Source organism: Peribacillus sp. NPDC101480 (assembly GCF_050277335.1).
Classification (GTDB): domain Bacteria; phylum Bacillota; class Bacilli; order Bacillales; family DSM-1321; genus Peribacillus.
Genome location: NZ_JBNNSB010000006.1, coordinates 147,104 through 168,143 on the forward strand (window position 1 = coordinate 147,104; position 21,040 = coordinate 168,143).

At 42.0% G+C, this 21,040-nt stretch carries 16 protein-coding genes; 7 read left to right on the forward strand and 9 right to left on the reverse strand.

The window, feature by feature from the left end; translation table 11 throughout:
• Window positions 1–16 precede the first annotated feature (16 nt).
• From ACQKMF_RS19970 to ACQKMF_RS19990, 5 genes are all read right to left on the reverse strand, one after another.
• Window positions 17–1,435 carry an NAD-dependent succinate-semialdehyde dehydrogenase gene (locus ACQKMF_RS19970; protein WP_402944494.1) on the reverse strand — a complete coding sequence of 473 codons (1,419 nt, stop codon included), beginning with the start codon at window positions 1,433–1,435 and terminating at the stop codon, window positions 17–19.
• Window positions 1,436–1,638: 203 nt separating this feature from the next.
• Window positions 1,639–2,907: a dicarboxylate/amino acid:cation symporter gene (locus ACQKMF_RS19975; protein WP_230177878.1), complete on the reverse strand. Its 1,269-nt coding sequence runs from the start codon at window positions 2,905–2,907 to the stop codon at window positions 1,639–1,641.
• 228 nt (window positions 2,908–3,135) lie between these two features.
• Entirely contained in the window at window positions 3,136–4,056 is a 921-nt protein-coding gene (locus tag ACQKMF_RS19980) for a ketopantoate reductase family protein (RefSeq protein WP_427574609.1), read from the reverse strand.
• Window positions 4,057–4,204: 148 nt separating this feature from the next.
• The gene (locus tag ACQKMF_RS19985) at window positions 4,205–4,762 is read right to left on the reverse strand and encodes a 3D domain-containing protein (protein ID WP_101224913.1); all 558 of its coding nucleotides are present in this window, start codon (window positions 4,760–4,762) and stop codon (window positions 4,205–4,207) included.
• Between the two features lie 392 nt (window positions 4,763–5,154).
• Window positions 5,155–6,219 carry a M20 family metallopeptidase gene (locus tag ACQKMF_RS19990; protein WP_427574612.1) on the reverse strand — a complete coding sequence of 355 codons (1,065 nt, stop codon included), beginning with the start codon at window positions 6,217–6,219 and terminating at the stop codon, window positions 5,155–5,157.
• A 163-nt stretch (window positions 6,220–6,382) separates the two neighbouring features.
• Between ACQKMF_RS19990 and ACQKMF_RS19995 the strand changes: the two genes are divergently transcribed.
• A complete protein-coding gene (locus tag ACQKMF_RS19995) occupies window positions 6,383–6,889 on the forward strand; it encodes a general stress protein (protein ID WP_241590034.1) in 507 nt (168 codons plus the stop codon).
• A gap of 49 nt (window positions 6,890–6,938) precedes the next feature.
• On the opposite strand, the gene ACQKMF_RS20000 is transcribed toward ACQKMF_RS19995, so the two are convergent.
• The 3 genes from ACQKMF_RS20000 to ACQKMF_RS20010 form a co-directional block, all read right to left on the reverse strand.
• A complete protein-coding gene (locus ACQKMF_RS20000) occupies window positions 6,939–8,933 on the reverse strand; it encodes a methyl-accepting chemotaxis protein (RefSeq protein WP_402944483.1) in 1,995 nt (664 codons plus the stop codon).
• Window positions 8,934–9,137: 204 nt separating this feature from the next.
• Window positions 9,138–10,610 carry a PH domain-containing protein gene (locus tag ACQKMF_RS20005; protein ID WP_101224910.1) on the reverse strand — a complete coding sequence of 491 codons (1,473 nt, stop codon included), beginning with the start codon at window positions 10,608–10,610 and terminating at the stop codon, window positions 9,138–9,140.
• Window positions 10,610–11,104, reverse strand: a complete 495-nt coding sequence (locus tag ACQKMF_RS20010; protein WP_034305830.1) for a PH domain-containing protein — start codon at window positions 11,102–11,104, stop codon at window positions 10,610–10,612. The genes ACQKMF_RS20005 and ACQKMF_RS20010 overlap by 1 nt, the downstream gene beginning before the upstream one ends.
• Window positions 11,105–11,407: 303 nt before the next feature.
• Here ACQKMF_RS20010 and dacB point away from each other — a divergent pair, with 303 nt between their 5' ends.
• The 3 genes from dacB (at window position 11,408) to bluB (ending at window position 14,464) form a co-directional block, all read left to right on the forward strand.
• Complete coding sequence (gene dacB / locus ACQKMF_RS20015) at window positions 11,408–12,829, forward strand: D-alanyl-D-alanine carboxypeptidase/D-alanyl-D-alanine endopeptidase (protein WP_402944791.1); 1,422 nt, start codon at window positions 11,408–11,410, stop codon at window positions 12,827–12,829.
• 296 nt (window positions 12,830–13,125) lie between these two features.
• Window positions 13,126–13,731 carry a uridine kinase family protein gene (locus ACQKMF_RS20020; RefSeq protein ID WP_427574616.1) on the forward strand — a complete coding sequence of 202 codons (606 nt, stop codon included), beginning with the start codon at window positions 13,126–13,128 and terminating at the stop codon, window positions 13,729–13,731.
• A gap of 91 nt (window positions 13,732–13,822) precedes the next feature.
• Complete coding sequence (gene bluB, locus ACQKMF_RS20025; protein ID WP_101224907.1) at window positions 13,823–14,464, forward strand: 5,6-dimethylbenzimidazole synthase; 642 nt, start codon at window positions 13,823–13,825, stop codon at window positions 14,462–14,464.
• A 117-nt stretch (window positions 14,465–14,581) separates the two neighbouring features.
• On the opposite strand, the gene rpoN is transcribed toward bluB, so the two are convergent.
• Window positions 14,582–15,922 carry an RNA polymerase factor sigma-54 gene (rpoN, locus tag ACQKMF_RS20030; RefSeq protein ID WP_427574618.1) on the reverse strand — a complete coding sequence of 447 codons (1,341 nt, stop codon included), beginning with the start codon at window positions 15,920–15,922 and terminating at the stop codon, window positions 14,582–14,584.
• 406 nt (window positions 15,923–16,328) lie between these two features.
• Between rpoN and ACQKMF_RS20035 the strand changes: the two genes are divergently transcribed.
• The 3 genes from ACQKMF_RS20035 to ACQKMF_RS20045 all read left to right on the forward strand — a co-directional run bounded on the left by ACQKMF_RS20035 (window position 16,329) and on the right by ACQKMF_RS20045 (window position 20,844).
• Window positions 16,329–17,654 (forward strand): aspartate aminotransferase family protein, encoded by a 1,326-nt coding sequence (locus ACQKMF_RS20035; protein WP_101224905.1) that lies wholly within the window; start codon window positions 16,329–16,331, stop codon window positions 17,652–17,654.
• A gap of 18 nt (window positions 17,655–17,672) precedes the next feature.
• Window positions 17,673–19,106, forward strand: coding sequence for an aldehyde dehydrogenase family protein (locus ACQKMF_RS20040; RefSeq protein WP_101225038.1), 1,434 nt, complete (start codon window positions 17,673–17,675; stop codon window positions 19,104–19,106).
• Between the two features lie 217 nt (window positions 19,107–19,323).
• On the forward strand, window positions 19,324–20,844 hold the full coding sequence (locus ACQKMF_RS20045; protein WP_402944469.1) for an aldehyde dehydrogenase family protein: 1,521 nt from the start codon (window positions 19,324–19,326) through the stop codon (window positions 20,842–20,844).
• The last annotated feature ends 196 nt before the right edge of the window (window positions 20,845–21,040 follow it).

Here is a 21,040-nt window from a genome sequence, read left to right on the forward strand (position 1 = left end):
GCCCGTTTTCTTAGTGTCACAAACCTAAGGAAATATATTTTACTTCCAGGAATTCTTCGATGCCCTGGTGTCCGCCTTCACGGCCGAGTCCGCTTTGCTTGAATCCGCCAAATGGAGCTTGCGGAACAGAAGGAAGTCCATCGTTCAAGCCTACAATTCCAAATTCAAGTGCCTCGGTGAATTTGATGCCCTTGGTGATATTTTCAGTGAAGACGTAAGCTGCCAAACCGAAGATGGAGTCATTTGCCCTCTTGATTGCCTCCTCGTCAGTCTTAAAGGAGGCTATAGGAGCTAGTGGACCAAATGTTTCTTCCTTCATGCAGAGCATGCTGTCATCAATGTTGGACAGTACGGTTGGTTCAAGAAAAAGGCCGCTTATTGATTTACCGCCAGCTTCGAGCTTAGCCCCGCTGCTGATTGCTTCATCTATTTGTTTTTGAACCTTATCCACTGCATTTTGATCGATAAGCGGACCGATATCGACGCCATCTTCCAGTCCGTTTCCTACCTTTAGTTCCTTTACCTTGGCAACGAGCTTTTTGATGAAGGCTTCTTGTATGGCTTCGTGGACATAAATGCGATTTGAACAGACGCATGTTTGTCCTGCGTTACGGAATTTTGAACTGATGATGCCATCAACCGCTTTATTAAGGTCGGCATCCTCAAGAACGATTGCTGGTGCGTGTCCTCCGAGTTCAAGCGAGATTTTCTTAACTGTGTCAGCCGAGCCCCTCATAAGGGTTTTGCCGACTTCTGTAGAACCGGTAAACGTCAATTTACGAACCCTCGTATCTTGAAGCCAAGTTTCACCGATTTCTGATGATTTTCCTGTCACGACATTGATGACACCTTTTGGAATGCCAGCTTCTTCAGCTAATTCAGCCATTTTTAAAGCTGTTATTGGAGTCAGGTTTGCCGGTTTAATGACGACTGTGCAGCCGACGGCAAGCGCTGGTGCCACTTTTCTTGTAATCATGGCTGCAGGAAAGTTCCAAGGTGTAATGACAGCTACAACTCCGACAGGCTGTTTAGTCACGAAAAGACGCTTATTGGACACGGAAGCAGGAATCGTTTCGCCGTACACCCGTTTTCCTTCTTCGGCAAACCAAGATAAAAATCCGTTTGCATATGTCATCTCACCAAGAGCCTCTTTAAGGGGCTTGCCTTGCTCTTCAGTCATGATTTTTGCCAGTTCTTCTTTATTATCATCAATCAATCGATGCCATTTCCAAATCAGTTCAGCGCGTTCGTAGACTGAGAGTGCAGCCCAGCCCGTAAAGGCTTCATATGCGGCATCTGCAGCCTTCGCCGCTTCAGTTGCACCGCCTTTAGGAACGGTGGCAACTATTTCATCCGTTGCCGGGTTTCTTACTTCAATTTTATCCAATCCAAAATCCGACCACTCACCGTTAATAAATAATCCGTAATCCTTCATGATAAAACCTCCTAATTTGGTTAAATCCATCAAACTACTAAAACTTTTAACTTTATACTTTTACCTGTTACATAAAAGTATAAACACTTTTCACTGATTCTGAAATTTATTTGATTGGCTATTTATAGAAAATTGGCTAATTGATAGAAAGGGAGCAATAAAAAAAAGAGGTGCAAGTTACACACCTCTTCATTAGTGTTCGATTATTTTTCCGATGAGACGGCCACTTCATTCATATCACCTGAGATGGCTTGGTTTGGATTGAATTCACCTTCTGATTTAGAAATGACCACTGTAGCAACACTGTTACCGATTAGATTGGTGATGGCACGTGCTTCAGACATGAAGCGGTCGACACCCAGCAGTAATGCCATTCCTTCAACTGGAATCATTGGGAAGGCAGCTAATGTTGCAGCAAGGGTAATGAAACCGGATCCGGTTACACCAGCAGCACCTTTGGATGTTAACATCAAGATTCCCAGAAGGGTCAATTCCTGCCAGATGCTTAAATCGACACCATATGCTTGGGCGATGAAAATTGCAGCCATGGATAAGTAGATGGATGTGCCATCAAGGTTGAAAGAATAACCTGTTGGGACAACCAAACCGACTACCGATTTTGAGCAACCGTATTTTTCGAGTTTTTTCATCACGCTTGGCAGGGCGGATTCCGACGAAGATGTTCCTAAAACTAAGAGGATCTCTTCTTTTATATAGGCAATGAACTTGAAAATATTAAAGCCGTACATTTTTGCGATCGAGCCAAGGATTAGTATGATGAATAGTGCCATTGTGATATATACGCTGCCCATTAATTGTCCTAACGAGGTTAAAGAACCAAGGCCAAACTTACCGATTGTATAAGCCATTGCTCCAAATGCGGCCAATGGAGAAACTTTCATGATCATACCTACGATGCCGAAGAAAATGTCGGCAATATGCTGAAAGAAAGAAACGACTGGCTGCACTTTCGGTCCCATTGCCGCCATTGATAATCCGAATAATACGGCAAAGAATAGAATAGGGAGTAAGTCTCCGCCGGCCAGTGCTGCAACGGCATTATCAGGAATGATATTAGAAATGAAAGCAACGGCTCCATGTTCCGTTTCGGAAGCGGCTGTTGTATATTGTGATACATCTCCGCCCTCGACTGAATCGATGTTAAAGCCTTTACCAGGTCCCAGCAGATTGACTACGATGATACCGATGGCAAGTGCGAAAGTGGTAACGATTTCAAAATAGAGCAGGGCCTTTCCGCCGATGCGGCCAACCTTTTTCATATCACCCATACCGCCAATTCCGATTACGACGGTTAAGAAGATGATTGGTGCAATGACCATTTTAATCATTTTAATAAATAAATCAGCTAATATCTTCAGTTGTTCACCGAAAGCAGGGAAGAAGAAACCGACTGTTATACCCAGAATGATACCGATGATGACCTGAACTGTTAGATTTTTTAATATTTTCAAGGTGCATTCTCCTTTATTATATGATAGCGCTTTCTTAACTTGGTAATAGTGTAACAGAAGAAAGAATCAGAATATTCTTTTGGTGATATTGTTTTCTTTTTGTTCTTTTTGGTCTTGGGGATTTTTAATAACTGAAGGGAAGAAGAGGAATTAAAAGTGCCATTAGGATATAGATAGATTACTAAGCTGCAAAAAAAAATACCGGTGGAGCACCGGTATTGGCGAAAATCAATTTTCAAAAGGTTTTATGAGTGCATATAGGGTTCCGATCACAGGAAGTTTCAAACCGGCCTTTTCGGCAAGGCGCAGTGCACCGCCCTGTAAATGTTCCACTTCGAGGGTTAGGCCCTTCCGGCGGTCCTGGTGCATGGAAGAGGTGGATTCGTCAGGTAAACCTGCCATGTTTTCTAACGCTTGAGCAATATTCTCCACAGTAATACCGACGTCATAAGCATTTGCAAGCTCTTTCATTTCAACAAGGACCTTTTCTAGCAATCCATTGGTTTCCGGGAATCTCCGTATCGTGCCGATAGGGAGGTTAGATGCAGTTGTCACGCCGGAAAAAGCGGTGATGAACATATATTTGATCCACATCCTGATCAATATGTTTTCCGTTCTGCTTGCCTTCATGATAGCTGACCCGGTAGCCTGTTCGAATTCATCACAAACCTTTTTTTGTGACGGATGAAGCGGGCCATAGATTAAATCGTGATTTTCATTGGAGTGAATGACATGACCTTTTTCATCAAGGGTTGCTATGATGAAGGCGCTTCCTCCCAAGACGGCTTCTTCGCCCAGTTCGTCCTGTAAAATGGATACATGTTCCAACCCATTCAAAAGCGGGAGGACCTTTGCGCCCCTTTCAACAAGCACCTTTAAATCTGTAAGAGTGCCTGGCAGATGCTGGCCTTTTACAGCGAGAATCACAAGATCGACCTTTTCTATATCATTTACATTCTCTGTGATATGAAGGTCGTTGAATTGGTAGTTTCCATGTGGGCTGGTTAAGTTGATCCCGTTTTCCTTCAATTGTTTAGCGCGGTTTTTTCGGACAAGGTATTGAACATCCTGCCCGGCCTGCTGCAACCTGCCCCCAAAGTAGGAGCCGAGTGCCCCAGCCCCTATAATGACAATATTCAAAGCGCACACCTCTCTTTTGATTAAGATATACTAATCATAACATTGACTGAATTTTCGGTAAATGTTTTCCGTTTGACGGTAACTGGTTGTTTAGTTGTTTGCAAGAATGGGAAAAACAAAAAAAACAGCCTGAAAGGTTTCAGGCTGGTGCTTATCATTATTTATAGATTTTTACTTTAACGGTTTTTCTGCCCCAATTGATAGCTTTTGAGTGAGAAGAGTAGAAGACGTCAATTTTATTACCTTTGATTGCGCCGCCTTTATCTGCAGCAATGGCATCCCCGTATCCTTCTACATGAACTTTTGTTCCAAGTGGAATGACTTTAGGGTCGACTGAGATTGCTTTTACGTTAGGGTTTTTCTTTAAGTTAAGACCCGATGCTGTAATCCCGCTGCAGCCTTTGCAGTTTGCTGTGTATGCTGTTGCCTTCACCGTGATCGTTTTATATTTTTTTGATGATGATGATGTTTTAGCTTTAGGTTTAGCTGCGGTCGATGTTTTCTTGACCTTTAAAACTTGTTTTGGATGGATGTTATCTTTTTTCAGGTTGTTCCAACTTTTGAGTTGATTGACTGTTATATTATGTTTATTGGCGATACCCCATAGTGTGTCGCCGCTTTTAACTTTGTATGTAGTAGTAGCAGCCGATGAAACTCCGGAAAAACTAAATACCAAAAAGAAAGCAGTGAATAGTGGAAGTAGTATTTTTTTCAAAATGAATAGTCTCCTTTGTTTTAAATCGTAGACTTAGAATAACAGGTCTTTATGACAATAATGTTTCGGTGGAATAGTAATTGTGTTACAAAAAGGTTTCCCTTGATAAATAAATGTAATATAAACTAGGTCAAAAGTACTCATCTAAGAAATGTAAATATATTATTTATTATGTCAGTATAAGCGTATTTTTGTTAAATAGTGTTGATGTAATGGCGTATCCTGTTTAATGAGGTAATATATGGACGTGTAATCCCTGGTTTTAAAGTCCTGTATATTTTGTAAAAAAACAACGTAATAATAGACGATTGAATGCTGTTTATTTTAGTAGGAGAGGATATGCGGAAAAAAGCCGACATCTATGTGATGCCGGCTTTTTTTCATGATTTGGATTAATGTAAAACAAATTCAGAAGCGAAATCGACAAGCATTTTTTGATAGACTGCTACCGATTCAAGATTGACGCATTCCCTATCTCCATGCCAGTTCTCACCTTTTGGTCCGAATTCAATCGCTGGGATATCATATGCCGCAAAAAAGACGGTATCTGCGGAGCCATGTTGTCCAAAAATGACAGCGTCTTGCTTGGTGTTTCTTTCGATAATCGGACGGAGCAGAGTGATGAATGGGTCTGGCTCTTCGGTTTTTACAGGTTTACTGTACATATTAAGGTGGACATTATTTCCTGTCACACTTTCGATCTGAGCAATGATATCTTCCATTGTTTGCGTAGGAAGATAGCGAATATCAAGACTTAGCAAACAGGCATCCGGTACCTTATTATAGACCTCCCCGCCTTTTATTTTTGCTAGGTTAAGTGAAGGGGAAGAGTAAAGGGGAGTATGATCCCGGGTGAAAGGAAGTTCCTTTATTTTTTGATAAAGATCATAGGCCTTTTCAATTGCATTCACGCCTTCCCATGGACGGCTTCCGTGTGCGGATTTGCCGGACACTTCAATATCGAGACGAAGGGCACCCTTTGCCTGGAGTCCGATTCCCAATTGCGTCGGTTCAGCACAGATCACAAAGTCCCCTCTATAACCATGTTTCGCTAAATATCCGGAACAGTTCAACCCGCCAATCTCTTCATCCGATACGATTTGAAGCTGGATTTTCAAACCTAAGTCCTTATCTTTCAGTTCGGTAAATGCACACATCATCCCTGCAACTCCAGCTTTCATATCGGCTGTCCCGCGTCCATATAAGTTTCCTTCATGAACCTCAGGGAAAAATTGATCCGGCGTTCCGCTGACAACATCGACATGGCCATTCCAAATTAGGGTTTTATCTCCGCTGCCAATCTCGCTTACAAGCATCTTATAACCGTTATTTACGATCACATTCACGGTAAGTCCTTGATCTTTAAGCCAGTCCGCACAGTAATCAACTGCTTGGTTAGCTCCTTCTTTCGATGAACTGTCGATAGATACTAAATTTTTAAGTAACTCGATGAGCAAAAAGAAAACCTCCTAAAAATATGCATACTATGATTATATATACCCTTTCTGAGTAAGGGTTAACTTAAAATTTTTTTCCTGTTAAATAACGTTTAGCACTTTCATCCTCTGGGGTATGTAAAGGGGGAGCGACAATTTACATTCTTTAAGGAGGATGATAGATATGGATAAACGCATAATTGGTGTATATGAAACTGGAGAAGAAGCCATAAAGGCTGTTGAGTCATTACAGGCCCAAGGATATGATCGTGAAGATATTTCGGTGGTAGCTAAAGATAAAGAAGAATTAAATGCAGTGAATGAAGAAACGGGTACAAAAGTTGAAGAGGGACTCGCAGCTGGTGCAGCGACCGGAGGTATTTTGGGCGGTGCAGCCGGATTATTAGCAGGTGTGGGTGCATTGGCAATTCCGGGAATCGGACCGGTACTGGCAGCTGGACCTCTAGCTGCAACATTAGCCGGAGCGGCTGTAGGTGCTGGTACAGGCGGATTGGCCGGTACATTAATCGGTATGGGCATACCTGAAGACGAGGCGAATCGTTATGAAGCGGATGTAAAGAGTGGCAAGCTGCTTGTGTTAGTCGATTCGGATGCGAGAAAATCCAGTTCTTCTTACTCAGGAATAACGGAAACCGATGAAACGCTAACGAACGGTAGAAGAACTCTATAGGTCGTAAGTTAAAAAAGGACGGGTCCCTTAGGACCCGTCTTTTTTGTGATTAGAATGTGAACTTCTTTATTTCTTTGTGCATTTCCTGGGATAGGGCATCCAATTCACTAGCCAGGGCATTTAATTGTTCCATGGAAGCATTCGTTTGTTCTACGGAAGCAGATACTTCTTCAGTTCCTGCTGCAGTTTCCTGACTGATCGAATTTAATTTTTCTGCATTGCTTGCCATCCGTGTGACCTCGTTTACCATATCGTTCATCATCTTTTTGATTTCATCAAAATTGCTGAATGTGTTCGCGATGATGGCTGCAATGTGACTGAAGGCATTTTCCGTATCCGTTACAGAAGTATCCTGAAGATGGATTTTTTGATTGACTTGATCAATCAAAAGCACGGTATTGGTTGTATCAGTTTGCATGGCTTGAATGATTTCAGAGATTTCTTTCAGTGAGTTTTCCGTCTGTTCGGCCAATTTCTTCACTTCATCGGCAACGACTGCAAACCCTTTTCCGTGTTCACCAGCCCTGGCTGCTTCGATGGCAGCATTCAGGGCGAGTAAATTCGTTTGCCCTGCAATGGCGCTTATGGTCTTTACGATCTCACTAATATCATTGGATCGTGCATCCAATGATTTGACTGCCGTGCTCATCTTATTGGATATCAGGGACGTCTCATTGAATTGTTGTTTCAGGCCTTGTACTTGAGTGATTCCGTTTTCGGAAGCCTTGAACATATTTTCGGATTCCGTGGCCATTTTGCCCGTTTGCGCCTCAAGATCATTGATTTTGTCAGCCAATAGCTTTACGGCCATTTCGTTATTCTGCCCGACTTCGATTTGGTCTATGGCACCGGTTGCTATTTGTTCCATCGTCATGGCCACCTCGTTAGCTGCCGCTGAATTTTCATCGGCACTAGCCACTAGCGTCATGGAGGAATCCGATACTTTATCGGAAAGGTTGTTGACAACTCCTAACATATGACTCATATTCCTCGTCATTAAGCTGGTGTCTTCTGCAAGTTGGCCTATCTCATCTTTTCTGGAAATGGAATTCCTGGAGGTGAAATCGCCGTTAGCCATTTTTCTTATGGATTCCTGCAGCTTTTTAATGGGATTTGTTAAAGAACGGGTGATGAAGATGGCAGATAGTGCAGTGACGGTAAAGACAATCAAAAGTGTGATGATATTATCGATTATCATCGGGCTTGCCCGGACTTTCACTTCATTTTCCTCCATTACCCCTGCTATTCTCCATCCAGTGGTAGGATTTGTGGCGTATCCGACGATCCGGCTTTGCCCTTCAAATTCCTCGATCATTGATCCGGATTCACCTTTCATTTTTTTGAAAATATTTTCCTTTGATATATCCTGTTGAATTTTTTTCTTGTCTGGATGTGTAACGAATGACCCTTTCTGATCCAGCAAAACTGTATAGCCCGTTTCGCCGAATTTCGTTTTATTGACCATCGTGATCAATGTATCGATCGAGATGTCGACACCGAGCACGCCTATTAATTCATCACGATCATCATATATGGCTTTTGCTGCCGTAATGACAAGCTCATTCGTAGCCTGATCGGTATAAGGTTCCGTCCAAATGGTCTTGTTTTTTTGTTTTAATGCGGATTGATACCAATCCCTCTGTCTTGGGTCGTAGTCAGCCGGCAATTCAGTTTCTGGGAATATAAATGCTTTTCCATCCTTCTCTGTGCCGAGATATATACCATTTATTTCAGAGTTACTGGTTTGCGTATAAGAAAATTCATCCATTATGGATTCGAGGTTCTTATCATAAGAAATCATGATAGGATATTTACTGATTCTATCCAATTGATTTTCCGTTTTTTGAAAGAAGGTCTCGAAGGAATCGTTCATTGACTTGACTTGTTCTTCCGTCGTTCCGGTAAGTTCCTGGGTCGTCAACTCGATACTATTTTTATAGCTCATGTAGGAAATGGCCATTCCGCTTATCATGATCAAAGCTAAAAAGGGAATCAATATTTGTTTTTTTAGTGAATTAAAATACCAGTCTGTCAGTCTTCTCATTTGGAAAAACCTCCTTCTTATAAACTTCTAATTAATTTTGGCTTCTATTTGATATTTCGGTCTTCTTTCGCGTTTTTGAAGTGATTAAGTTAGAAAATTCCAATATTAATTTTGTCATGAAGTGCAAAGGTGGGAAGGGAGTGGGATATAGAGGATAAAAAAAAGAGTTGACTGCCGTCGTCAACTCTTTCATTTCAATGATTACTATTCGACTTGGATATTTTTTGTCCTGTCCATATACCATGTGTAAAACTCGTCTGCGTATTCAACGGATACATCTTGGAGCTTTGTATGGTGTACAGGCTTGGAGCGGTTGATCGTTTCAATTGTGGCAAGCCCGAAAAGCTTTTGCAGCTTCGAACGTTCCACCTCAATTTGAATGACCTTGCTCCTTTTGGTTATGAATAGTGATGTTTCCAAACTTCCGGCTTTGAACTGAATGAACTCATCATTTAACAAGTAACGGCTATTTTTGTAATCCATTATTCTCAATGTATAAATGAGAACGAGTAGAATCAGTGAGATATACCATAGGGAGACGTTGAAATAATAGATTGCCAATGTTGTGAGAATCCAGAAAAAGCTGGGCCGCAGCATTCGGATTTTGAAGGCCTGTTTCGATAGTGACTTCATTGATCGTTCCACTTTATAAGCGGGTAAAATCTCTTCTACCATCCCATATGCCCGTTCAATTGATAAAAAAGGATAGAGGGTGTTCGTTTCCAGCTCTTCATCACCGGTGCTTCCTGCACTGATCAGTTTCACTTCTGCCAACCCTAGCAATCTTTTAATGATTGATTGGGTGATTTCGACTGCTTGCACTTTTTCTTTCCGAATGGAAAAAGCAGATTCGTCCAGTACGCCTTTCTTGATATATATGCGCTCATGATCGGATGAAATTTCATATTTTCCATATTTAACGAATGTGGAAACGATTCCGAAGGCAACGGCGACACATATGAGGCCTGCAAAAACGATGGTAATGATCCACCATGAATCCAATAACTTGGCAAGAAACCCTTCGGCATTCTCCAAATCGATAAAATCATCGAGTGTATTATATAAAGTAGCCAATATCGGGATAAGAGCCAGGAAGCTGAGTGATGTAAAGGAAGCTTTCAGCACATCTTGTTTGCTTGGCGTGAAATGAATCGTTTTTTCATTGGCTGGTTCCATATCCTCAGCAATTCGTTCTTCGGGAATATCCGCTTCGTTAACCGGAAGTTCCTGTTTTGAAGCATATTCCCCCTCAAGCCGTTCGGCCTCTTTTCGGGAAATCATCTCGAAAGGTACACTACCCTGATCACCTGTCATCCCTGTTTCGAATGTTAAAGAGGTCAATCTGAAAATCTTATGAAATAACGTCGTGCGTTGCTGGACATTCTGAACCTTATGAAGCGGGACAGTTCGATACGATTTTGAGACAAGCCCTGAAGTAATATATAAGGTACCTTCTTTGATTTGGTATTTGTATGTATACCATTTAAGGATGACAGAAATGACTTTCCAAACCAGATAAACTAGAAAGCCGATTTGGAGTACCTTCATATACATCTTTTCAGAACCGAAATTCAAGACATAAAGCATGATTATGAAAAATACATTTCCTTTCAGCAATTTCCAAAATTCGAAAGGGATTTTGATAGGGTGTAATCGTTTTGCTTGTTCTTCCATCATTAATCCACTTCCTTAATTTTTGCGAAATGGGCAATTTTATCTCGTAATTCATACGCTTCCTTCTCGGGGATGGCTGGTATGTCATGAGAGTCGCCCATTGTTCCGATGCTTAGGGAATAAAGGTTGTATTTTCGCAAAAACGGTCCTTGGTTCAATTTGACGGATTGAACCTTCGTCATCGGAATGAGTTCATGCGTTTCACTCCAGGCTCCACGTTTTGTTTGAATGAATTCTTCGTTCACGTCGTAACGCCAATACTTTTGCAACAGTATCGGTTCAATGAAGATGGACCAGATAGCATGGAAAAAAGATAATACGATAAGTCCGTTTAAAATCCATCCAATCCATTCTTTCCAAGTGAAATAATCATCAACAAATAATAGGATGCCAAGGACGGCGAGGATAATGAGATTGGTAATAGCTTCGGTCATCCGCCACACCTTCACTGATTCTTTGGATATTTTCTTCGTTGGTGGCTGTATCTTGGAATACATATATTCACTCCTTACTATGTCTTTATACTTATACGGATTATCTTGCAAAAAAGTTCCCTATTATAGGTGCATGTATAGAAATTGGCAGCCGCATACCATGGAGTGGCGGCCGAATAATCCTGCAGTTTCCCGAGTATGTATAAATAAGGAGTTTTCTAGTGGATCTTTTCCTTTTATATGATCGAAAAATGGACAAGATAGAAGTGGTGAGTTTCTAAAGTGGGAGTGATAGGTTTGACGTATAAAAGGAAGTTGAGTTTTATATTCTTCCTGTTTTTGATTTGTTTTTTTAATGGAGAATCGATGCAGGCTGCGAATGATGATGGAAACCTAGGGCAGGAAATTCAACGAATATTGGAGCATTCGCCAGGACTGGATGGGGCGTTGACGGGAATTTCCATCCGTTCAGCTGAAACGGGGGAAGTGATTTATGAACGGGGGTCGCAAACGAGATTGCGGCCTGCTTCGAACCTTAAGCTTTTGACTGCAGCAGCTGCGCTGGAAACTTTAGGGGAAGATCATGTTTTTCAAACGGAACTATACATAAAAGGAGTGCAGGTTGGCCATGTTCTGCAGGGCAATGTATATCTGAAGGGAAAAGGAGATCCCACATTATTGGAAAAGGATTTTGATGAGCTGGCAGCTTCACTGAAGAAAAGTCAAGTTAAGTTCGTTCACGGAGATCTTATAGGCGATGATTCTTGGTATGATGATGTTCGTTATTCCCAAGACTTAGTTTGGAGCGATGAACAGGAATATTACGGTGCAGCCGTTTCGGCTTTAACCGCTTCCCCGAATGAAGATTACGATACCGGTACCATCATCGTGGAAATGACCCCAGCGGAAAAGGCTGGGAAGAGGGCAACGGTGAAGCTGGAGCCTGAAACCGATCACGTGAAGGTCATCAACAAAACGAAAACTGTATCGGCTGACGCTAATAACAAGATTGAAGTCGAACGGTCTCATGGCACACAAGTCATTACGGTGACCGGGACCATTCCGGAAGATGCTGGGGTGACCAAAGAGTGGATTTCGGTGGAAGATCCCACAGAATATGCGCTGAGCCTATTTGAAAAATCAATGAAGAAACATGGAATTAAAGTGTTGGGAAAAAGGAAAAAAGGGAAAACGCCAGTAGGAGCGGACATGATTGCCACTCATCAGTCCATGCCGCTTTCACAGCTGCTTATTCCTTTCATGAAATTGAGCAATAACAGCCATGCCGAGGTTTTGGTAAAGGAAATGGGCAAAGAGGCAGAAGGGGAGGGAAGCTGGAAAGATGGTTTGAAGGTTACTCAAAATCAGCTGAAGAGTATGGGTCTCGATATGCAAACGATCATGATGCGTGATGGATCTGGAATTTCCCAAGTCAATATGATTCCAGCGAATGAAATAACGAAGCTGCTGTATGCCGTTCAGGAAAAAACGTGGTTTCCTGCTTACTTGAATGCTCTACCGATTGCAGGCAACGAAAATCGGATGGTGGGCGGTACGCTTAGAAAGAGGATGAAAGGGACACTTGCAGCCGGGAATGTTCGTGCGAAAACAGGGACGATTTCAGGAACGAGCTCCTTATCAGGTTATGTGACGACCAAAAGAGGGGAAAAAATCATATTTTCAATCATCTTGAATAATTTTGTAGAAGAAAAAGGCATTACGGCAATTCAGGATAAGATAGCCGTAATGCTCGCAGAACAGGAAAACCTATTGGAAAGCGGCCATTAATATTCATGGAAAGCTAAGTTGAAGTTCAGGATATGCGAGAAAAAGGTCGGCTTCAGCCTAAGCATTTTTATATAGTTACCAAGACTGTTAGTTAAACGCCTGTAATCCAAGAAGAGTATACCCTGTCCAGCTTACTTCTGTTCGAAGAACCTTAAACGTTTTTTTAGTGATGGACCAAATCTATTTTTTGTTTGAAACTAATAACAGTACCTTCATCTTAGTTTTTTCATTTTATCCCCTCAAGGAAGGAATTTAAGGGAGGATGAATAGAAATAAGTAGTATAGGGGGAATGCTTATGAACTTTCCAACACTTAATGGACCGTATACGATTAGCAGTCTTATAACTAAAATTCATGAAATTTCCAAAGAACGATCTCTCTATATATTGGCCATAGATGGCCGGGGCGGGTCTGGAAAAAGTACACTCGCTGCCCGTATCCAGGCAGAATGTCCGGGCAGCGCGGTCGTACATATGGATGACTTTTATTTGCCATCATCGGATAGGGTTCAACTGCCTCCATCCCAAAAGCCGATTGGAACGGATTATGATTGGGAACGTGTTTGTAACCAAATCCTGAAACCGCTTACGGAGGGAGGAGAAGGAAGGTATCAAAGGTATGATTGGGAAACGGACACTATGGCCGAATGGCATGAGGTTCCTGCTGGGGGCCTTGTCATAATAGAAGGAACGTATTCTATCCGTAAAGAATTGGCAGGGTACCATGATTTCACGATTTGGGTGGAATGTCCCCGTGATCAGCGTTTGAAACGTGGCCTTGAGCGGGATGGTGAAGATGCTCGTCAAATGTGGGAGGATAATTGGATGGTTCATGAAGATCTCTATGTGGGTGCGCAAAGGCCTCAAGAAAGAGCGAATCTTGTTGTGGACGGAACGAGATGAATCCGGGGATATTTTAATTGTAAGGGTTTACCTATAAAATAGATTGTATGTTTAGATAAATTTCTGGGGAGCCGGAAACAGGGGGGAAACTATGTTTACTAATGAAGAACAAGCTGCCGTATATAAAGCCATTTATAACCGTAGGGATATCAGGAGTTTTTTGCCAAAGCCAATTGCAAAGGATATACTCCGGAGAATTTTGGATGCTGCACATCATGCGCCGTCTGTAGGATTCATGCAACCTTGGAGTTTCATCGTGATTTCGTCTCAGGAAACCAAGAACAGTTTGGCATGGGCAGCGGATAAAGAAAGAAGGGCACTCGCTATTCATTATGAAGGAGGTAAAGAAAATAAGTTTCTTAGTTTGAAAGTGGAAGGGTTAAAAGAAGCACCATACACCATTTGTGTTACATGCGACCCGACACGGGGCGGCTCCCATGTTTTAGGGAGGAACTCCATTCCGGAAACCGATATTCTATCCACAGCCTGCGCAATTCAAAATATGTGGCTGGCTGCCTGTGCGGAAGGATTGGCAATGGGGTGGGTAAGCTTTTATAAGAAAAATGATATTCGTGATATTTTGGAGATTCCGCCGCATGTAGAACCCGTTGCACTCCTGTCGATTGGCTATACGGATCAATATCCGGATAAGCCCATTCTTGAACTTGCTAATTGGGAAAAAAGAAGGCCGATGGATGAACTTATTTTCGAGGATAAATGGGGTAATAAATAAAACGATATATTAAGATTCCAAAACTTTTTATTAAGCTCTGGTTCAGGGCTTTTTGGTTGTGATGAAGACATAAAAGACTCTTACGAAAGATACATCTTTTGTAAGAGTCTTTTTAAGTTAAAACCTGCGCCGTTTTGAAGATCCCGGTATACCGAGATCTTCACGGTATTTTGCAATAGTACGGCGGGAGATCTTCGTTCCTTCATTTTCGAATATTTGACAAAGTTTCTGATCTGAAAAAGGCCTTATCTTATCTTCGGCAATCAATACCTTTATTTTTTCTTTGATGGTGGTCGTTGATTCGGTTGCTTGGCTGTTCACGCGGTGTAACCCTCTAGTAAAGAAGTTCCTTAGTTTAAAGAGGCCATGCGGCGTCTGGATATATTTATTGCTCGTCGCCCTGCTGATCGTTGATTCATGAAGCTGAAGTTTTTCCGAAATGTCTTTCAGTGTCATAGGTTTTAATCCAGTAATTCCCTTCATGAAAAACTCTCGCTGTTCGTCCACGATTGATGCTGTCACTTTATAAAGTGTCATTTGCCTTTGCTCAAGCCCTTTTAAAAGTAATTGGGCATCATTTATGTGCCCCTTTATATAATCTTTAGCTGGATTAACTGAATTCATAGCAACGTGGTTCTTGTAGAAAGGATTGATGGAAAGTTTAGGCATGCAGCTATTGTTGACCGTTATCAGAAAACCTTCTTTATCTTTTTCCACGTAAACATCCGGAACTATGTAATGAGTCATATCATTGGAAAAGTGACTGACTGGACGCGGGTTTAACGTACGGATGAAATCCGAGGCCTCTTGTACTTCCTGAGCGGTCACCTGGTAAAGACCGGCAATTTTCCTGTAGCGTTTTTCTGCTAAATCCGTTAAATGCTTTTTAACGATCTTATACGCCAATTCATTGTAATCCTCATGCTCACGCAGCTGAATGAGTAAACAGTCGGTCAGATCTTTAGCCCCGACTCCAATGGGGTCAAGGGACTGCAATACTTGAATCATATTTTCGATTTCTTCCACGGACACGGAAAAATGAGAGGCAGCCCAATTGGCATCCAATTCAAGAAATCCATATTCATTTAAGTTCCCAATCAAGAATTGGAGAATTCTCTTTTCAAATGCTTTCAACGAACTTAGTAAACTTAATTGTTCCAGTAAATGGCTTTCCAGTGTTTCTGTGTTGATTGAATAATTATTGATAGGGTTGTAATCATTGTCTCCGTTAAAACTTTTACTTTTATAGGACCGTATCTGAGAATTTATTTTATGTGTATGAATGCTAGATTCAGAAAATGATGCGAGGGGTTCTTTAAAGCTAATTTCGAGAACGGGATTTTCGTAAGCCTGTCGGTTCAGGAAATCTATCAGTTCATGGGAGGAATATTGAAGGATATTGATTGATTGCTGTAATTCAGGTGTTAATGACAATTTCAATGTTTGTTTTTGGTACATTTCAAATCCTACCTGCATATATATCAACTTCTTTCGTTTAGATTAACATAGCGGTTCAAAAGGAATGAAAAAATATTAACATGATAATAATACAAATCTTCCGAAAATTCAACATTGTATGTCAGGTTTTATAACATCAATTAGAAAATAAAGAGGGGGATTCAAAAATTTGTGTAAATTAAGATTTAATTTAATGAATGGGAGTCGAGTGATTCAAATACGAATCAAATGATTTGTATATGAATTAACACACACTCCTAATGATTCACTTATGAATCGGATTAACTTGAATACCTTTAATATAAGGCTCATATAATTTGGCATGCATCTTGCTATATCTATATATATAAATATAAAAAATAAACTAGCTTGAAAAAAATCCATACATGAGAAGGGTGTTTTTTACATGATTAAAGAGACTACGGGTATTCAGGAATTAATCGATTTGGATAAAAAGCATTTTATCCATCCGACTACGTCAATTGAGCAACAGCAGGCAGATGGTCCAAGTTTCATCTTTAAGGAAGGAAAGGGAATATATCTTACGGATGTAACGGGCAGGACTGTAATTGATGGCATGGCTTCACTTTGGAATGTGAATATTGGACATGGACAAGAAGAGATGGCTGATGTCGCAAAGGAACAAATGGCGAAGTTAGCTTTCACCTCAAGTTTCGCCACTTTCAGCAATGAACCGGCAATCCGTTTAGCGGCCAAAATCGCTTCCATCGCTCCTGGGGATTTGAATGCAGTTTTCTTCACTTCAGGTGGATCGGAGTCGAATGATACGGCAATCAAGCTTGCTCGACATTACTGGCTTTTGAAAGGGCAGCCTAACCGTCAAAAAATCATTTCCCGCTCGAAATCCTATCATGGAGTGGCAATGGGAGCCACAAGTGCGACTGGCCTGAAGCCGTTCCGAGACTTCACGAATTCAATCGCACCGGATTTTTACCATGTGGACGGTTCTTCCATTGAGGAGTTGCGTAAGGTCATAGAACAGGAAGGACCGGAAACGATTGCGGCATTTATCGCTGAACCGATTCAAGGGGCCGGCGGCGTGAACCTTCCTCCTGAAGGCTATTTTAAAGAAGTAAGGGAGATTTGTAATGAATACGGCATTTTAATGGTGACGGATGAAGTCATTACAGGTTTCGGAAGAACAGGGACTTATTTTGGGATTGAACACTTTGGTGTTGTACCTGATATGATGTGCTTTGCAAAAGGTGTGACAAGCGGATATGCACAGTTAGGCGGGGTCGTCCTGAATGATAAGATGCATCAGGATTTCATTGCCCTTTCAAAAGGCACGCTTTTACACGGCTACACATACAGTGGCCATCCTATGGCTTGTGCGGTTGCTTTGAAAAATATTGAAATAATTGAACGTGAAAACCTGATAGAAAACTCGAAACAGCGTGGTGAAGAGTTGCTTGCCGGCTTTAAGAAGCTTCAAAGCAAACATCCGATTATTGGTGATGTCAGGGCACTTGGATTAATTGGAGGCATCTCCATCGTAAAGGACAAACAAACAGGCGAAGGCTTTGAGACTCAGCTTGCTCCAAGGCTGGTTGCTGAAGCGGCGAAGAATGGTTTGATTTGCCGGTCTGTTACGTTTGATCAAGATACACTCGTATTCGCACCGCCTTTAATCATTACTAAATCGGAAGTCGAAAGAATAATTGAAATCCTTGATGAGACATTTACTGCTGTCGAAAAAGAAATTTTATAAGAGGTGAAAGTGATGGTCATGACAGAAACGCTGAAAAAGAAATTATTCATTAATGGTAAATGGCAAGAAGCTGAAAATTTCACGACACTAAAGTCTCCCTATAGCGGGGAAGTTCTTGCGGAGATTCCTTCGGCAAGCCTTGAAGATGTCGAGTTGGCAATAGAATCAGCCTATCAAGCTAGAAAATCAATGGCAGCTTTACCTAGTCATAAACGTGCTGCCATACTTGAAAAGCTTGCGAGCCTTTTGGAAAGCCGCAAAGATGAGGCAGCTGAAATAATTGCTAAAGAGGCAGCGAAACCGATTAAAACGGCAATGGTTGAAGTATCCCGGACGATTGCCACATATAAATTTGCAGCAGAGGAAGCAAAACGGATTCATGGAGAAACATTGACGATGGATGCTACAGCTGACGGAGAAGGAAGAATAGGATACACAGTCCGTGAGCCTCTAGGTGTCGTAGGTGCGATTACGCCTTTTAATTTTCCGATGAACCTGGTTGCTCATAAAGTAGGCCCGGCGATTGCTGCCGGAAATACACTTGTCCTGAAACCTGCGAGCCAAACACCGCTATCTTCGCTATTCCTTGCTGAACTATTAGCTGAAACGGATTTGCCGGCAGGTGCGTTTAATTTAGTTACCGGAAGCGGCTCGGTAATCGGTGATAAATTAGTCACAGATTCACGGGTAAAGAGCATTTCGTTTACAGGAAGTCCGGCTGTCGGAATCGGGATCCGCAATAAGGCCGGGTTAAAGAAAGTGAGTCTTGAACTAGGTTCGAATGCGGCTGTCATCGTTGATAAAGGGATCAATATCGATAAAATCATCCAACGCTGTGTATCCGCAGCATTCGCTTTTCAAGGGCAGGTCTGTATTTCCTTACAGCGTGCATATGTTCATGAAGAGGTATATGATGAGTTCGTCAAAAAATTCACAGAAGCAACGAATGGCTTGAAACTTGGAGATTCTTTGGACCCGTCGGTGGATATTTCGGCATTGATCAGCGCTGGCGATGTACAGCGAAGCCTGGATTGGATCGCTGAAGCTAAACAACACGGTGCGATTGTTGCAGCAGGAGGCAAATCTGAAGGGAATATCCTGCATCCAACTGTGTTGCTGGAAGTGGATGCAATGCTTAAGGTATCTTGTCAGGAAGTCTTCGCTCCAATTGTTTTGATCAATAAGGTTTCTTCCGTTGAGGAAGCGATTGACTTGGTCAATGATTCCGAATTCGGATTGCAGGCCGGGATTTACACAGAAAATATCAATCTGGCTCTTTCTGCCGCAGAAAAATTGGAAGTCGGCGGTGTTATCATTAATGATATCCCAACTTACCGTGTCGACAACATGCCATATGGCGGAGTCAAAAAAAGCGGAACTGGCCGCGAGGGGCTGAAATATGCAATTGAAGAAATGACGGAAATGAAATTGGTCATTATTAACCGGAATTAATCAGAAAAGAGGTGAGCAGATGCTCATCTCTTTTTTCTATGAATCTTGAAAGAGTTTGGCCCATGACTTATGCAAAAATGAATAGGTAATTCACCACTGAATTTAAATGAGACAGGAAAGGGCAAAAAACCGTGAGTTACCTAATATTTCAAACTGGCATGAATCTTGCTCATATCTAATATATAGGTAGATAACTTAAAACCGAGGAGGAAATTACATGCAGGAAACTTTGCAAAATAACAAGAAAAAAGAAGGAACGGGAGCACTGGACTTAAAGATGTTCATCAATGGGGAATGGGTGAATTCGACTTCAGGCGAGAAGAGGGATGTATTGAATCCGGCTACAGGGGAAGTTATTGCCAAAGCTGCGGAAGGAACACAGGAAGATGTGGATGCAGCGGTCGAGGCAGCAAAATATGCTTTCTATGAAGGTGGTTGGTGGGGAACTCCTGCAGTGGAAAGAGCTCGCATTTTATTCAAAATAGCCGACAAAATAGAAGAAAAAGCTGAAGAACTAGCTACGTTGGAAACATTGGATAATGGGAAACCATTGCGTGAGGCTCGTTATGATATAGCGGATTCAGCAGCCTGTTTTAGATATTATGCAGGATTGGCTACAAAACCGACAGGTCAGACTTTTGAAGTTCCTGACGGCCAGCAAGCGATGGTCGTAAGGGAACCGATCGGTGTATGCGGTCAGATCGTCCCATGGAATTTCCCTCTAATGATGTCAGCCTGGAAACTGGCTCCGGCGCTTGCAGCAGGAAATTCCGTTGTATTCAAACCATCTGAGATCACTCCGGTGACAGCGGTCAAACTATTTGAAATCATGGATGAGGTCGGATTGCCAAAGGGTGTCGCAAACCTTGTCTTAGGAGCGGGGCCAGTTGTCGGACAAGCCATTGCCGAACATGACGAAATCGATAAAGTAGCCTTTACAGGAGGAACGGCAACAGGACGTAAGATCATGGAGGCTTCACTGGGTAACCTAAAGAAAGTGACATTGGAGCTCGGCGGGAAATCGCCTAATATCGTATTTGCGGACTCTGACTTTGAGACTGCCGTTGATTATGCTCTATATGGGATTTTCTGTAATCAAGGACAAGTGTGCTCAGCAGGATCCCGTTTGTTGTTGGAAGAGTCCATTTACGATCAGTTCATTGCAAGTCTTACTGCGAAGGCGAAAAAGATCAAAGTAGGTTCAGGTTCTGATGAAAACAGCCAGATGGGACCTATCGTTTCAGAAGCCCATATGAACAAAATATTATCGTATATCCAAATCGGAAAAGAAGAAGGTGCCAAATTAATCGTCGGTGGAAATCGAATTAAAGAAGAAGGCATGGATAAAGGTTACTTTGTCGAACCTACTATTTTTGTTGATACGACACCGGACATGCGGATTGTGCAGGAAGAAATTTTTGGGCCGGTGCTTGTCGTTCAAAAATTCAAGGATGAAGCGGAAGCTCTTCGACTTGCCAATGATACGAAATACGGCTTAGCGGGAGCGGTGTTCACGAATGATATCGCAAAAGCATACCGTGTCATTAAAAAAGTGCGTGCAGGCATCACGTGGATTAACTCATATCACCCAACTTATAACGAAGCTCCTTGGGGAGGGTTCAAGCAAAGCGGAAATGGACGCGAACTGGGAACTTTCGGTTACGAAGCTTATACGGAAGTGAAGCAAATCAATAACAACTTGGATATCCAGCCAACAGGCTGGTTTGATGAAGAGTAAATAGCTTGACGAAAAGGCTGTTCCTTAGGGAACAGCCTTTTTTGTAGATCGCAGATATATTTCTGAAATCGGAGATATATTCAGGGAAATTGCAGATAAAACTCCGAAATTGGAGAAATAGTCCGAGAATCGCAGATAAAAACTCCGAAATTGCAGATAAAATGCTGGAATCGCAGATAAAACTCCGAAAATTGGA

Bases quoted from the DNA above. Each gene is read 5' to 3' on its own strand.
- ACQKMF_RS19970 (WP_402944494.1), bottom strand. From the start codon at position 1,435: ATGAAGGATTACGGATTATTTATTAACGGTGAGTGGTCGGATTTTGGA.
- ACQKMF_RS19995 (WP_241590034.1), top strand. From the start codon at position 6,383: ATGGATAAACGCATAATTGGTGTATATGAAACTGGAGAAGAAGCCATA.
- ACQKMF_RS20000 (WP_402944483.1), bottom strand. From the start codon at position 8,933: ATGAGAAGACTGACAGACTGGTATTTTAATTCACTAAAAAAACAAATA.
- ACQKMF_RS20005 (WP_101224910.1), bottom strand. From the start codon at position 10,610: ATGATGGAAGAACAAGCAAAACGATTACACCCTATCAAAATCCCTTTC.
- ACQKMF_RS20010 (WP_034305830.1), bottom strand. From the start codon at position 11,104: ATGTATTCCAAGATACAGCCACCAACGAAGAAAATATCCAAAGAATCA.
- dacB (WP_402944791.1), top strand. From the start codon at position 11,408: ATGCAGGCTGCGAATGATGATGGAAACCTAGGGCAGGAAATTCAACGA.
- ACQKMF_RS20020 (WP_427574616.1), top strand. From the start codon at position 13,126: ATGAACTTTCCAACACTTAATGGACCGTATACGATTAGCAGTCTTATA.
- bluB (WP_101224907.1), top strand. From the start codon at position 13,823: ATGTTTACTAATGAAGAACAAGCTGCCGTATATAAAGCCATTTATAAC.
- rpoN (WP_427574618.1), bottom strand. From the start codon at position 15,922: ATGTACCAAAAACAAACATTGAAATTGTCATTAACACCTGAATTACAG.
- ACQKMF_RS20035 (WP_101224905.1), top strand. From the start codon at position 16,329: ATGATTAAAGAGACTACGGGTATTCAGGAATTAATCGATTTGGATAAA.
- ACQKMF_RS20040 (WP_101225038.1), top strand. From the start codon at position 17,673: ATGACAGAAACGCTGAAAAAGAAATTATTCATTAATGGTAAATGGCAA.
- ACQKMF_RS20045 (WP_402944469.1), top strand. From the start codon at position 19,324: ATGCAGGAAACTTTGCAAAATAACAAGAAAAAAGAAGGAACGGGAGCA.